This is a genomic window from Actinomadura sp. NPDC048955 (genome assembly GCF_040649435.1).
GTDB classification, from domain to species: Bacteria; Actinomycetota; Actinomycetes; order Streptosporangiales; family Streptosporangiaceae; genus Spirillospora; species Spirillospora luteofluorescens.
The window spans coordinates 264,041-277,213 of sequence record NZ_JBEZJI010000004.1; the positions used below are offsets into that span (position 1 = coordinate 264,041).

The 13,173-nt window shown below is 70.7% G+C and carries 14 protein-coding genes; 12 read left to right on the forward strand and 2 right to left on the reverse strand.

Going from position 1 to position 13,173, the window contains the following annotated elements; genetic code table 11:
- The first annotated feature begins 376 nt into the window (after positions 1-376).
- From pstS to AB0C84_RS06595, 6 genes are all read left to right on the forward strand, one after another.
- The gene (gene pstS, locus AB0C84_RS06570; protein ID WP_179844410.1) at positions 377-1,480 is read left to right on the forward strand and encodes a phosphate ABC transporter substrate-binding protein PstS; all 1,104 of its coding nucleotides are present in this window, start codon (positions 377-379) and stop codon (positions 1,478-1,480) included.
- 92 nt (positions 1,481-1,572) lie between these two features.
- Positions 1,573-2,553 carry a phosphate ABC transporter permease subunit PstC gene (pstC, locus tag AB0C84_RS06575; protein ID WP_258940754.1) on the forward strand — a complete coding sequence of 327 codons (981 nt, stop codon included), beginning with the start codon at positions 1,573-1,575 and terminating at the stop codon, positions 2,551-2,553.
- Positions 2,550-3,455, forward strand: a complete 906-nt coding sequence (gene pstA, locus AB0C84_RS06580) for a phosphate ABC transporter permease PstA (RefSeq protein WP_361061836.1) — start codon at positions 2,550-2,552, stop codon at positions 3,453-3,455. The genes pstC and pstA overlap by 4 nt, the downstream gene beginning before the upstream one ends.
- 60 nt (positions 3,456-3,515) lie before the next feature.
- Entirely contained in the window at positions 3,516-4,292 is a 777-nt protein-coding gene (gene pstB / locus AB0C84_RS06585) for a phosphate ABC transporter ATP-binding protein PstB (protein ID WP_179832263.1), read from the forward strand.
- A 240-nt stretch (positions 4,293-4,532) separates the two neighbouring features.
- A complete protein-coding gene (locus tag AB0C84_RS06590) occupies positions 4,533-6,089 on the forward strand; it encodes an alkaline phosphatase family protein (protein WP_361061839.1) in 1,557 nt (518 codons plus the stop codon).
- Between the two features lie 156 nt (positions 6,090-6,245).
- Positions 6,246-7,052: a hypothetical protein gene (locus AB0C84_RS06595; RefSeq protein ID WP_361061842.1), complete on the forward strand. Its 807-nt coding sequence runs from the start codon at positions 6,246-6,248 to the stop codon at positions 7,050-7,052.
- A 9-nt stretch (positions 7,053-7,061) separates the two neighbouring features.
- Here AB0C84_RS06595 and AB0C84_RS06600 read toward each other — a convergent pair whose 3' ends face one another.
- Entirely contained in the window at positions 7,062-8,108 is a 1,047-nt protein-coding gene (locus AB0C84_RS06600) for a LacI family DNA-binding transcriptional regulator (RefSeq protein ID WP_361061845.1), read from the reverse strand.
- A gap of 33 nt (positions 8,109-8,141) precedes the next feature.
- Here AB0C84_RS06600 and AB0C84_RS06605 point away from each other — a divergent pair, with 33 nt between their 5' ends.
- Positions 8,142-9,344 (forward strand): MFS transporter, encoded by a 1,203-nt coding sequence (locus AB0C84_RS06605; protein WP_361061849.1) that lies wholly within the window; start codon positions 8,142-8,144, stop codon positions 9,342-9,344.
- Here the strand turns inward: AB0C84_RS06605 and AB0C84_RS06610 are convergent.
- On the reverse strand, positions 9,281-9,997 hold the full coding sequence (locus tag AB0C84_RS06610) for a response regulator transcription factor (protein ID WP_179844403.1): 717 nt from the start codon (positions 9,995-9,997) through the stop codon (positions 9,281-9,283). The genes AB0C84_RS06605 and AB0C84_RS06610 overlap by 64 nt on opposite strands.
- Before the next feature lie 221 nt (positions 9,998-10,218).
- Between AB0C84_RS06610 and AB0C84_RS06615 the strand changes: the two genes are divergently transcribed.
- The 5 genes from AB0C84_RS06615 (at position 10,219) to AB0C84_RS06635 (ending at position 13,130) form a co-directional block, all read left to right on the forward strand.
- Entirely contained in the window at positions 10,219-10,473 is a 255-nt protein-coding gene (locus tag AB0C84_RS06615) for a MoaD/ThiS family protein (RefSeq protein ID WP_179844402.1), read from the forward strand.
- A gap of 112 nt (positions 10,474-10,585) precedes the next feature.
- Complete coding sequence (locus AB0C84_RS06620) at positions 10,586-11,296, forward strand: DUF2993 domain-containing protein (protein WP_258940747.1); 711 nt, start codon at positions 10,586-10,588, stop codon at positions 11,294-11,296.
- 46 nt (positions 11,297-11,342) lie between these two features.
- A complete protein-coding gene (locus AB0C84_RS06625) occupies positions 11,343-11,858 on the forward strand; it encodes a sigma-70 family RNA polymerase sigma factor (RefSeq protein ID WP_179844400.1) in 516 nt (171 codons plus the stop codon).
- Positions 11,855-12,589: a zf-HC2 domain-containing protein gene (locus tag AB0C84_RS06630; protein ID WP_361061854.1), complete on the forward strand. Its 735-nt coding sequence runs from the start codon at positions 11,855-11,857 to the stop codon at positions 12,587-12,589. Before AB0C84_RS06625 ends, AB0C84_RS06630 begins: the two co-directional genes overlap by 4 nt.
- A 253-nt stretch (positions 12,590-12,842) precedes the next feature.
- Positions 12,843-13,130 (forward strand): thioredoxin family protein, encoded by a 288-nt coding sequence (locus AB0C84_RS06635; RefSeq protein WP_307809103.1) that lies wholly within the window; start codon positions 12,843-12,845, stop codon positions 13,128-13,130.
- Positions 13,131-13,173 lie beyond the last annotated feature (43 nt).

Here is a 13,173-nt window from a genome sequence, read left to right on the forward strand (position 1 = left end):
CCCACCGTCGTGGCCGCTGGGCTGCGTGGGTGTTCGTGGTGGTTTGAGTGGGGGGCGTTGGGGCGTCGTGCCGTTCGGAAGGCGCCTGTCACCGGGGAATCCCGTGGTTACCCGGATGTCGGTCGGCCAACCCTCCTTGGTGGCGGCCCGACCGGGATTTTGGGCTGGTGAGCTGCGATGTTAACCCGGCGGCCACGGCAAATCGGGGCATTCTTCGCAACTGTGCTCGTCTGCGTTCATTTGCCGTTCACCTGGATCGGGGCGGCTGGTCACCTCGCCTGCCTAGCGTCGCATTCGACGGCGAACCCGTCGTCCGGTCGACATGGGCCGGGGCGGTTCGGGGGACCCGCCCGACGAAACTCAAGGAGACCCTCCGGTGAAGAACGGTTCCCGACTCGCCGCCCTCGGCGGTGTTGTCGTAGCGGGGGCGCTGGCCCTCTCCGCCTGCGGGAGCGACAACAACACGACGGCGAGCTCCAGCGCTGCGCCGTCCGGCGACATCGACTGCGCGAAGGCCAGCGTCAACGCTGCCGGGTCGAGCGCGCAGAAGAACGCGATGGAGGAGTGGACGAAGCTCTACTCGTCCAAGTGCGCGGGCGCCAACCTGAACTACAACCCGAGCGGCTCGGGCGCGGGCATCCAGGCGTTCACGAGCGGGCAGGTGGCGTTCGCCGGCTCCGACTCGTCTCTCAAGCCCGAAGAGGCCACCGCCGCGCAGAAGCGCTGCCAGGGGAGCAACGCGCTGAACCTGCCGATGGTCGTCGGCCCGATCGCCGTCGTCTACAACGTGCAGGGCGTGGACGGCCTCAAGGTCTCGCCCGAGACGCTCGCGAGCATCTTCTCCGGCAAGATCAAGACCTGGAACGATCCGGCGATTGCCAAGGAGAACGACGGCGCCAAGCTGCCGTCCGAGCCGATCAAGCCGATCTACCGCTCGGACGAGTCCGGCACCACGGAGAACTTCACGAACTACCTGCACACCACCGCGCCGAAGACCTGGACGTGGGAGAAGGCCAAGAAGTGGCCGAACTCCACCGGCCAGGGCGCGCCGAAGTCCGACGGCGTCACCAGCCAGGTGAAGAGCACCGCGGGCGCGATTTCCTACGTGGAGATGTCGTACGCGGAGAACAACAAGCTGCAGACCGCGCACGTCAAGAACGGCGCGGGCGAGTTCGCGGAGCTGTCGCCCGACAGCGCGTCCAAGGCCGTCGCCGGGGCGCAGGTCGTCGGCACCGGCAACGACGTCGCGCTGAAGATCGACTACGCGACCAAGGAGCCGGGCGCCTACCCGATCGTCCTGGTCACCTACGAGATCGCGTGCGAGAAGGGGCTGCCCTCCGAGCAGGGCAAGTTCGTCAAGTCCTTCCTCACCTACACCTCCAGCGCGGACGGCCAGAAGATCCTGACCGACAAGGGCTACGCGCCGCTTCCGCAGAGCGTGCTGACCAAGGTCCAGGCGTCCGTCAAGGCCCTGTCCTGACAGCAGAAGACGGGAACCGCAGCCCCGCCGCCGAGCACTTCGGCGGCGGGGCCGACGCGGGTTCCGGCGACATGATCGAAGGAGGACGTCCCGTGACGAGCGAGACCGGTGTCGGCGCGGCCGCCGGCGTCGACCGCCGAACCGCCGCGAGCCGGATGAGCACCGGACGGGCCGGAGACAAGATCTTCGTCTCGGCGGCCCGCGGCTCCGGCATCATCGTGCTGCTGATCATGGCCGCGATCGCGGTCTTCCTCGTGTGGAAGGCCGTCCCGGCGCTGCAGGACAACAAGGCGAACTTCCTGACCGCCGAGGAATGGAACCCGAACGCGGCGCCGCCGAGGTTCGGCATCGCGCAGCTCGCGTTCGGGACGGTCGTGTCGTCGCTGCTGGCGATGCTCATCGCGACGCCGGTCGCGGTCGGCATCGCGCTGTTCATCTCGTTCTACTCGCCGCGGCGGCTCGCCTCCGGGCTCGGCTACGTCGTGGACCTGCTCGCGGCGGTGCCGAGCATCGTCTACGGGCTCTGGGGCCTGGCCTTCCTGTCGCAGCACATGGAGGGGATCAGCAAGTTCCTGAACGGGGCGCTCGGCTGGATCCCGCTGTTCGGCGGGGACTCCCCCGGCAAGAACTCGATCTTCACCGCCTCCGTGGTGCTCTCGATCATGATCCTGCCGATCATCTCGTCGATCTCGCGCGAGGTGTTCCTGCAGGTGCCGCGCGCCAACGTGGAGGCCGCGCTCGCGCTCGGCGCCACCCGCTGGGAGACGATCCGGCTGGCGGTGCTGCCCTACGGCCGCTCCGGCATGATCGGCGGCGCCATGCTCGGGCTGGGCCGCGCCATGGGCGAGACGATCGCGGTCGCGATGGTCCTCACCTTCGTCCCCGGGATCAACATCCACCTGCTGGAGAACGGCGGCGCCACGTTCGCCTCCAACATCGCCAACAGCTTCGCCGAGGCGTCCAGCACCGGTCGCGGGGCCCTCATCGCCTCCGGCCTGGTGCTGTTCGTGATCACGCTGCTCGTGAACATGGCCGCCCGCGCGGTCGTCGCGCGCCGGAAGGAGTTCGTGTGACCGCCGTCTCCACCCGCAAGCCCGACCCCGGCGCCCGGCTGGCGCCGCTGTCCGCCGGGCGGAAGATCAAGGACCGGGCCGTCCAGGGCCTGGTCTATCTCGCGTTCGCGCTGGCGCTCATCCCGCTGGTGTCGGTGCTGTGGACCGTGGTCGTGAACGGCGCCGAGCGCCTCGACCCGACGTTCTTCCAGTTCTCGATGAACGCCGTCAGCGGCAGCGACGCCGGCGGCGGGGCCTACCACGCGATCATCGGCACGCTGGAGCAGGTGCTGATCACCAGCCTGATCGCCGTGCCGATCGCCGTGCTCACCGCCGTCTACCTGGTGGAGTACGCCGGCAACGGGCGGCTCGGCAAGGTGATCAGCTTCACCGTGGACGTGATGACCGGCATCCCGTCGATCGTCGCGGGGCTGTTCGTGCTGGCGCTGTGGCTGCTGACGTTCGGCTTCGACTTCTCCGGGTTCGCCGGGTCCCTCGCCCTGACGATCCTGATGATCCCGACGGTGGTGCGGGCGACCGAGGAGATGCTCAAGCTCGTCCCGAACGACCTGCGCGAGGCGTCCTACGCGCTCGGGGTGCCGCGCTGGCGGACGGTCTGCTTCGTCGTCCTGCCGACCGCGATGACCGGCATCGTCACCGGCGTGATGCTGGCCGTCGCCCGCGTGATGGGCGAGACCGCGCCGCTGCTGCTCACGATCTTCTTCACCAAGGCGATCAACAACGACCCGTTCAACGGCGCGCAGGCCTCGCTGCCCACGTTCATCTGGGAGCAGGCCTCCGACCCGAACCAGAACTCGATCGACCGGGCCTGGACGGGGGCGCTCGTGCTGATCGGAATCATCATGCTGCTCAACCTGGCCGCCCGGATCGTCGCGCGGCGCAAGGCGCCCGCGGGGCGCTGACCCCCTCGACAGCCGCGCATATGCGGAGCCCCCTGATCCAGAGAAAGGAACCCTGACCCCATGGCCAAGCGGATCGAGGTATCCGGGCTGCACGCCTACTACGGCGGCGTCCACGCCATCGAGGACATCTCGATGACGGTCGAGCCGCGCTCGGTGACGGCGTTCATCGGGCCGTCGGGCTGCGGCAAGTCCACGTTCCTGCGCACCCTCAACCGGATGCACGAGGTCATCCCGGGCGCCCGCGTCGAGGGCAAGGTCATGCTGGACGAGGAGGACCTGTACGACTCGTCCGTCGACCCGGTCGCGGTGCGGCGCGTGGTCGGGATGGTGTTCCAGCGGCCGAACCCGTTCCCCACCATGTCGATCTACGACAACGTGGCGGCCGGGCTGAAGCTGAACGGCGTCCGCCGCAAGGGCCGGCTGGACGAGGTCGTCGAGGAGTCGCTGCGCGGGGCCAACCTGTGGAACGAGGTCAAGGACCGGCTCGCCAAGCCCGGCGCCGGCCTGTCGGGCGGGCAGCAGCAGCGGCTCTGCATCGCGCGGGCGATCGCCGTCCAGCCGCAGGTGCTGCTGATGGACGAGCCGTGCTCGGCGCTCGACCCGATCTCCACCCTCGCGATCGAGGACCTGATCGAGAAGCTGAAGACGCAGTACACGATCGTGATCGTCACGCACAACATGCAGCAGGCGGCCCGGGTCAGCGACCGCACCGCGTTCTTCAACATCGCGGGGACGGGCAAGCCCGGCAAGCTCATCGAGATCGACGACACCAGCAAGATCTTCGCGAACCCGGAGCAGAAGGCCACCGAGGATTACATCACCGGCCGCTTCGGCTGATCCGCTCTGCGCGGCGGGCGCCGACCGTCCCGCCGGGACGGACCAACTGCATCTCTTCGTTCGGTGGAGGCCATTTCTTCGCACTTCCCGGTGTCGTGGGCGGTGCCGACTTCTTCGGCAGGGCATTGCTCATATAGCTCGGCGCTCCTGTAATCGGGGAGCTCCGGGTGGTGTGGGTCGTGGTCGTCTACGCGCTCGGGGGGAGGAGAGATGTGCAGGTCCTCAGTGCTGGGCGCGTCCATGGCCGCGGTCGGCATGGTCGCGGCTCTTGGAGCCGGTTGCGGCGGCGGGGAAGTCGCGCCTTCCCCGCGCACCACGGCAGGGCATCGCAGCCCGATCGAGCACGTCGTGGTCATCTACGGGGAGAACGTTTCCTTCGACCACTACTTCGGGACGTATCCGAAGGCCGCCAACACCGACGGCACGCCGTTCCATGCCGCTCCGGGGACGCCGAAGGTCAACGGCCTGAGCGGAGAACTGCTGACGAGGAACCCCAACCGGTACGACCCGAAGCGGCTCGGTCCTTCCCAGGCGCTCACCTGTGACCAGGACCATGGGTACGCCGCAGAGCAGAAGGCCGTCAACGGTGGCCGCATGGACAAGTTCGCCGAGTTCACCGAGCGCGGTGAGTGCAGCGGCCGGTCCCTCTTCGGTGAGCCCGGCCTCGTCATGGACTACTTCGACGGCAACACGGTCACCGCGATGTGGAACTACGCGCAGAACTATGCGATGAGCGACAACTCCTGGGATTCGGTGTTCGGGCCGTCCACCCCGGGCGCCCTGAATCTCGTCTCGGGCCAAACGCACGGCGGTTACGCGGTCGATCCGAGGACGCACGAGAAGGTCTCGGATCCGTCCGTGGTCTCCTCTCCGGACAGGGAGGGCGTGGGGACGGTCATCAATGACCCTGATCCGGCGTTCGACGACTGCTCTGGCGACAACCATGCGTCCGACGGCAATCTCACCGTCATGACCGGTCGCAATATCGGTGACCTTCTGAACGCGAAGCACGTGACGTGGGGCTGGTTCCAGGGCGGGTTTCGTCCGACCGGCGTGAGGGACGGCTACAAGGTCTGCGGTGCCGCGCACGCCAACATCGGCAAGAACCGGGTCGTCGACTACAGCCCGCACCACGAGCCGTTCCAGTACTACGAGTCGACGGCGAACGAGAAGCATCTGCCCCCGTCAGGGGTGGCTGCGATCGGCCACACCGACCAGGCCAACCATCAGTACGACCTGGCCGATTTCCACGCCGCGCTCGCCGCGCACCGGATGCCGTCCGTCTCCTTTTTGAAGGCCCCGGCGTACCAGGACGGCCACGCCGGTTATTCCGATCCCTTGGACGAGCAGAGGTTCGTCGCGTCCACCGTCAACGCGATCGAGAAGTCGCCCGAATGGGCATCCACGGCGGTGATCCTCGCCTACGACGACTCCGACGGCTGGTACGACCACGTCCCTCCGCGCATCACGAACGGTTCGAACGACCCCGCGCAGGACGGGCCGGCTTGCCAGAGGGTCAGGGCTGTCGGCGCCTACCAGGACCGCTGCGGGCCCAGCCAGCGGCTGCCCCTGATCGTGATCTCGCCGTACGCCAAGGTGAACCACGTGGACCATCGTCCCCTGGAGCAGGCATCGATCCTGCGCTTCATCGAGGACAACTGGGGCGTCGGTCGTATCGGAGACGCCTCCTTCGATGCTCGTGCCAACACCTTGGATTCGATGCTCGACTTCTCTGGCGCAAGGGCGCGCCGCATCCTCCTCGACCCGAACACCGGAGCGGTATCAGAGAGATCCTGAGCGCAGCTGGGGGAGACGGTCGTGCTTCGGGGAGCGACGCCGGCTGGGCGGCCAGGTCAGCGTCGGAGGGGCGGCCTAACGTTGCGAGCGCGTCGGGAACCAGCCTGGTTCCCCGAGCGTCGGACGGCCGGAAAACGTCCGATGAGAAGGAGCGCCGTGTTCGACCAAGTCTCCACCGACGTGCCGCCGCCCGACGAACTCTGGGCTCAGGGCGTGGTCAAGGCCATGATGGTTCCCTACCTCGACGACTGTTCCGGGCACGTGCTCGTGGACGGTGGCACTCTGCGTACCGAGGACATCGGAAACGGCTACTGGGCACTGCGCTGGGTGGAAGGCGGACGGGCGCTGCTCTACGGGTACGACAACGACGCCTCCGACACGCACATCCAGGATCTGCCCGTCGACCTGCTCGCCGGTGGCCCCGCATGGCTGCCCTGGGCATGGCTCCAGGACCTGCTGGTCAACGAGGACTACTCCGTGGCCTTCCTGCGCTGGTGGGACGGCTCGTGGGGCGGCCCCCCGCTTCCCGACCACGTGGACGACGGGCTCGCCATCATCCTGGCCGACGGGGCCGAGCGCATGGACGAGTTCATCGACGAGGACGGCTCTCCGTCGGCGCTGGCCTACCAGGACCTGATGCGCGCGGTGACGGCCGGGAACGTCGAACGTCCCGTCGTCGAAGCGCTGCTCGCGGCCCTGGACGTGCAGGATGCCGACCCGCGCGAAGCGCTCGATGTGGCCGCCCGGGCGGGTGTCACCCGGGAGGAGGGGCTGGTGGAACTGCCCGCCGGCGACGGCGAGCCGTCCGACCGCTGGGTCCCGGTGTTCTACCACGACCACCTGCCCACGGTGACGGCCATGGCGGAGCGCGAGGGCATCGAGATCGCCGAGCTTCCCGGCTCTGAGCCGCCCACGCTGAAGGCGCCGCCTCGCTTCTGCTTCAACAGCAACTCCGGGGCCTGAACGCCTTTGTCAGGGGCGGGTACTGGTCCTGCGGATGAGGGACCAGGCCGGTGTCCCCGGGGCCGGGCGGCCTAGGGCGACCTGGGCGCAGGCCGCGCCCTGGTCGCGCAGGGACTGGGCGACCGTGGTCAGGCCGAGTTGGGTCGCCACCGCCGCGTCGTCCCAGCCGGTGATCGCCACGTCGTCGGGGACGGCGCGTCCGGCGGCGCGGGCCGCGCGGACGACTCCGGACGCCTGCTGGTCGCTCATCGCGGCGATCGCGTCGGGTGGTTCCGCGGAGGCCAGGAGGGCCGCCGCGATCCGCTCCGCCTCGGCGGCGTCGTTGCGGGCGCATACCGCGATGGTCACGGCCTGCCAGGCGAAGCCGGCGTCCTCGGCCGCTCGGCGGTAGCCCTCCAGGCGTTCGCGCGTCACGGGGAAGGTGACGTCGGGGAGGGCCGCGCCGTCGGTGATCGCGGTTCTCCGGTCTCGGGAAAGCGGGAAGCTGACGATGGCGGGGCGCTCGGCGCCCGCCCAGGCGGCGGCGCCGATCGCGCGGGCCGCGGCGCGGTCGTCGATGCTCACCAGGCCCATGCCGTCGACCGCCGGGCCCCCGTGGACCACCGCGGGGCGCCTGGTCGCCCGGACGGCCGCCAGGACGGGGTCGTCGTCGGACGTGGTCCACACGATGAAGCCGTCGACGGCGGCGTCGGTGATCCGGGTGGCGTCGTCCGCGGCGCCCGTGGCGGGGACGATCGTCATGCCGTAGCCGTGATCGGCGCAGACGCCGGCGATGCCCGCAAGGAAGGACACCGCCGCCGGGTCCTCGAACGCGTAGCTCAGATGCTCGCCCATCACCACGCCGAGCGTGCGGGTGCTGCCCCGGCGCAGGGACCGGGCGCTCGGGTCGGGGCCGGCGTAGCCGAGTTCGGCCGCCGCGGCGAGCACCTTCGATCTGGCCCGGTCCGAGACGCGGTTCGGACGGTTGTAGGCGTAGGAGGCGGTCATGACCGATACGCCGGCCCGTTCCGCCACCTGGGCCAGGGTCACGCGCTTCGCGCCTCCGGACGGTTCCATAGGGCCGCATGCTACTTGTGTATCGTTACACAAATGAAGATCGAGGCATCGTGGCATGCGTTCGCCGGGTTCGCCGCGTTCGGGACGTTCTGGGGGGTGTGGGGCGCCTGCGTGCCTCGCGTCCAGGAGCGGGCGGGGATCGGGGACGGCGCGCTCGGCTTCGCGCTGCTGTTCGTGGGGGCGGGTGCCCTCCCGGCGATGCTGCTGATGGGGCGGGCGCTGGATCGGTGGGGGCCGGGAGTGGCGGGCGCGGCCATCGTGGCGCTGGGCGGAGCCGGAGTCGTCGTGGCGTTCGCTGCAGTGAACCTGGCCGGCCTGTGCCTAGGGCTCGCCGTGGTGGGCGCTTCCAGCGGGGCGGCCGACGTGGGCATCAACGCGATCGCCGGACGGGCCGAGGGGGACGCCGGGAAGGCCGTCATCACCCGGGCCCATGGCGTCTTCTCCGGTCTGGTGGTTCTTGCGAGCCTCGCCAGTGGGGCGGCGTCATCGCTGCCGTTCGTGGTGCCGTTCGTGGTGGCGGGTGTGGGTTGTCTGGCCGCCGGGGTGTGTCTGTGGGCGTCCCCTGGGGGCTTCGTCGGTCGGCGTGAGGCGGTGGCGCCGTTGGGGCGGCGCCGGATCGTCCCCTTGGTGCTCGTCGGGGTGCTGGGGGCGCTCGCGTTCGCCAGCGAGAACGCGCATCAGAGCTGGAGCGCGGTTTTCGTCGACGACGAGCTGCGCTCGGGCGGGCTCAGTGCCGTCGCGCCTGCCGTCTTCGCGGGGACGGTCGCTGTCACCCGGTTCTCGGCGGGTGGGGTGGGGGCCGTCCGCGGGGCCCTTCTCGCGGGGGCGGCTGGGGCCGCGGGCGGAGCCTTCGTCATCTCGGTCGCCTCCACGCTGGCGGTCGCCGCGATCGGGCTCGCGGTCGCCGCCGCCGGGACCGCCGTGCTGTTCCCGACACTGCTCCGCCTGGTCGCGCGGAACGTCGAGGACGACTACCGGGGCCGCGCGACGTCGGTCGTCACGACCGTGTCCTACCTCGGGTTCCTCGCCGGGCCCGTCTATGTCGGGCTCTGGGCGGACGCCGTGGGGCTGCGCGGGGCCATGGTCGCGGTCGCCGCGCTCGCGGTCGTCCTGTTCGTCCTGGCTCCGGTGCTGCTCCGTCTCAGCGGGTTCGCTGGAGGAGAGCGCGGCGCTCAGGCACGGGCGGGCGTCTTCTCCTCGGCGTCGCCGGGGCGGTGGTCGGGGACGAAGCGGTAGCCGACGTTGCGGACGGTGCCGATCAGGGACTCGTACTCGGCGCCGAGCTTGGCGCGGAGGCGGCGGACGTGGACGTCGACGGTGCGGGTGCCGCCGAAGTAGTCGTAGCCCCAGACCTCCTGGAGGAGCTGGGCCCGGGTGAAGACGCGGCCCGGGTGCTGGGCCAGGTACTTCAGCAGCTCGAACTCCTTGAACGTCAGGTCGAGGACGCGGCCGCGGAGCCGGGCGGTGTAGGTGGCCTCGTCGATCGTGAGGTCGCCGCTGCGGATCTCTCCCGGGACGTCGTCGGCCTCCGCGCCCGCCGCGGCCCGTCCGACGGCCAGGCGGAGGCGCGCCTCGACCTCGGCGGGGCCGGCGGTCTGGAGCAGCACGTCGTCCAGGCCCCATTCGGAGCTCAGGGCGGCGAGGCCTCCCTCGGTGACGATCGCGAGCAGCGGGCAGTCGAGTCCGGTGGTGCGCAGGAGGCGGCACAGGCCCTTGGCCTGGACCAGGTCGCGGCGGGCGTCCACCAGGACGACGTCGGCAGGTGGAGCGTCGATGAGCGCGGACCCCTCGGCGGGCGCCACGCGCACGGAGTGCAGCAGAAGTCCCAGCGCCGGCAGAACCTCGTCGGAGGGCTCCAACGCGTTGGTCAGCAAGAGCAAGCTGCTCAAATGCCGCCTCCCGTCTCTAAAAGACGTAGGACCCAGGCGGCTCATCCCCAAGACCGGCGCACGGCCGGGACTCGAAGACGAGGCGGCCATGCAGGGCCTTTCGGATGAACTCCATGGCCTCGTCGCCCGGATCCCTCACCCCTGAGCATAACCGAGGTGCCTCCGGCGGCCATGTCGCGACCTGGCCGGACCGTGTCAGCGGGAGATGAGAGCCTGTAACCATGGCCAAGGGAACGATGCGGTACTGGGCGGCCGCCAAGGCCGCGGCGGGGACGCATGAGGAGCCGTACGACGCGGCGACGCTGGCGGACGCGGTGGCCGCGGCCGGTGAGGGGCGCGGCGACGAGTTCGCCCGGGTCGTCGGGCGGAGCTCGTTCCTGGTCGACGGGGATCCGGTCGGGACGCGGCCGCACGCGTCCGTGGCGCTGCCGGAGGGCGGTGTCGTGGAGGTCTTGCCGCCCTTCGCGGGTGGCTGATCTCACAGCCGGGTGATTTTTCGGCCCGGGAGGTCATTCTCCTGGGCGACCCTTTGTGGGCTGTTCGTTCACTATCGTGTGGCGAACGCATGCCCCAGGCCTAAGGAGAGACATGCGGAAAGTACTGCTGGTCCTGCTGATCCTCGTGGCCGCGGGGCTGGTCGCCGCGGACCGGCTGGGGGTCCGGGTCGCTGAGGACAAGATCGGCGAGCAGGTGGCCGCGCAGTACAACCTGCAGGAGCGGCCGGACGTCACGATCCACGGCATCCCGTTCCTGACGCAGGCGGTCGGCGGCGAGTACAAGCACATCGAGGTGGGCATCGGCGACTGGACGCAGCAGGGCGTGACCGTCACCGGCGTCAAGGTCGACATGCGGGGCGTCGACGCGCCGCTGTCGGAGGTCACCAAGGGCAGCGCCGCCAACGTGACCGCGCGCACCGCGACCGCCTCGGCCGTCGTCCCCTACGACGTGATCCAGAAGCAGGCCCCCAAGGAGGTCAAGCGGATCGGGCCCAAGGGCGACGACCTGTCGGTGGACCTGACCGGCAACCTCCTCGGCCTCTCCCTGAACGGCACCGCGGTCGTGGAGGTCAAGCCGACCGCCAAGGGCATCGCGATCACGCCCGTGTCGGTGGGGTCCAACGGCGCCGCGCAGATCCCGCTGGCGCTGGTGAGGCAGAGGCTCACGTGGGTGGTGCCCGTCTCCGACCTGCCCGTCGGGTCGCGGATCAGCAAGATCCAGCCCACGCCGGAGGGGCTGCGCGTGGCGGCGACCGCCGAGAACGTCCGGCTGAACGATCTCCAGGCGCCGACGCAGAAGTAATCCCGGAACCCGTGAACCGGTCCGGGGGAGCGTACGTGACAGTGGTGTGGGACCGACCGCCGACGAGGGGCTGCTCCGCGCCCTGTACAGCGAGCACGGGGGCGCCCTCCTCGGCTATGTCCTGCGGCTGACCGGTGGAGACCGAACCCAGGCAGAGGACGTGGTGCAGGAGACGCTGCTGCGCGCTTGGAAGCATCCGGAGGCGCTGGCTGGGCGGCCCGTCCGGCCGTGGCTGTTCACGGTCGCGCGGAACCTCGTCGTGGACGCGCACCGCGCCAGGCGGGCCCGGCCGCCGGAGACGGGCATCGACGAGCACGTCCTGATGACCGCCGACGGCTCCGACGACATCGACCGGGCGCTGGAGTCCTGGACGGTCGCCGAGGCGCTGGCGGGTCTCAGCCCGCCGCACCGGGCCGTGCTGGTCGAGACCTTCTACCGGGGACGCTCGGTCGCGGAGGCGTCGAAGACGCTGGGCATCCCGCCCGGCACGGTGAAGTCCCGCACCTACTACGCGCTGCGGGCGCTCAGACTCGCGCTGGAGGAGCGGGGGCTGGCGCCATGACCGACTGCACGGAGGCGCGCACGGCGCTCGGGTCCTACGTGCTCGGCGCGCTCGATCCCGGTGAGCGGAGCCGGCTGGAGGCCCATCTGGAGGGCTGCCCCGCGTGCCGGGACGAGCTCGCCGGGATGGCCGGGCTGCCCGCGCTGCTCGGACGGGTCGACGAGGCGCAGCTCGAACGGGTCGCCGGGCCCCCGCCCGAGCTGCTGGACGGGCTGCTGGCCAGGGCCGCCGAACGGCGGAGGGGACGGTTCGGGCCGCTGGGGCGCCTGTCCCGAGGGCGCGCCGGATGGGCGCCGCTGGCCGCCGCCGCGTGCCTGCTGCTGGTCGTCGGGGGCCTGTTCGGCGGCCTGCTGTTCCCCTCGCGGACGGACGGGCCCGGCGCCGGGCCGCCGCCGACCCCGCCGGCGTCCACCTCGGCCGCGCCGGTGGTCGCGGGCGAACGGATCACCGCGAGCGACCCCAGGAGCGCGGTCAAGGGCTACGTGGTGCTCCGCCGGAAGGCGTGGGGGACCGAGGTGGAGCTGCACCTGGCCGGCGTCCCGAAGGGGTCGCACTGCCGGCTGCTGGTGATCGCGCGGGACGGCCGCCGGGACGCGCTCGGCAGCTGGTACGTCCCGTACGACGAGGGTTACGGTGAGTACCGCGGGTCCACGATGTTCCCGCGCGGCCAGCTGTTCTCGTTCGAGATCGTCGGCCTGGACGGGCGGCCCCTCCTCACGATCCCCACCTGACCGGGGCCGCCGGGCAGGCGGGAGGCCGCGGGAAAGCGCGCCGCGGGAAGGAAGGCGGCGGGAAAGTTAGCGGGCCGCGGGAAGAACGCGCAGGCCCCGGGGGTTGTCACTGGGGATGATCGGAGCACTGACCGCAGCGGGCGTCCTCCTCGCCGCCACGGCGTTCGGCCTGGTGAGGCGGCGCCGCGACGGTGTGCTGCGCGCCCGGCGTGAGGAGGGCGAGCAGGTGGGCGAGACCGTCGGCCCGGACGACATGGGCGCCGAGCTCGGCGAGAAGGCCACGCTGCTGCAGTTCTCCAGCGCGTTCTGCGCGCCGTGCCGGGCCACCCGCCGCGTCCTCGGCGAGGTGAGCCAGATGGTGGAGGGCGTCGCCCATGTCGAACTCGACGCGGAGGCGCATCTCGACCTCGTCCGGCGGCTGAACGTGGTGCGGACGCCGACCGTCCTCGTCCTGGACGCCGCCGGCCGCGTCGTCCGGCGCGCCGCCGGCGCGCCCCGCAAACCCGATGTCATCGCCGCTCTGGGGGAGGCCATCACATGAGCCACTACATGAGCAGCAGCCTCATGACCTGCGCTAAGACGAA

Bases quoted from the DNA above. Each gene is read 5' to 3' on its own strand.
- pstB (WP_179832263.1), top strand. From the start codon at position 3,516: ATGGCCAAGCGGATCGAGGTATCCGGGCTGCACGCCTACTACGGCGGC.
- AB0C84_RS06590 (WP_361061839.1), top strand. From the start codon at position 4,533: ATGGCCGCGGTCGGCATGGTCGCGGCTCTTGGAGCCGGTTGCGGCGGC.
- AB0C84_RS06600 (WP_361061845.1), bottom strand. From the start codon at position 8,108: ATGGAACCGTCCGGAGGCGCGAAGCGCGTGACCCTGGCCCAGGTGGCG.
- AB0C84_RS06605 (WP_361061849.1), top strand. From the start codon at position 8,142: ATGAAGATCGAGGCATCGTGGCATGCGTTCGCCGGGTTCGCCGCGTTC.
- AB0C84_RS06615 (WP_179844402.1), top strand. From the start codon at position 10,219: ATGGCCAAGGGAACGATGCGGTACTGGGCGGCCGCCAAGGCCGCGGCG.
- AB0C84_RS06620 (WP_258940747.1), top strand. From the start codon at position 10,586: ATGCGGAAAGTACTGCTGGTCCTGCTGATCCTCGTGGCCGCGGGGCTG.
- AB0C84_RS06630 (WP_361061854.1), top strand. From the start codon at position 11,855: ATGACCGACTGCACGGAGGCGCGCACGGCGCTCGGGTCCTACGTGCTC.
- AB0C84_RS06635 (WP_307809103.1), top strand. From the start codon at position 12,843: ATGGGCGCCGAGCTCGGCGAGAAGGCCACGCTGCTGCAGTTCTCCAGC.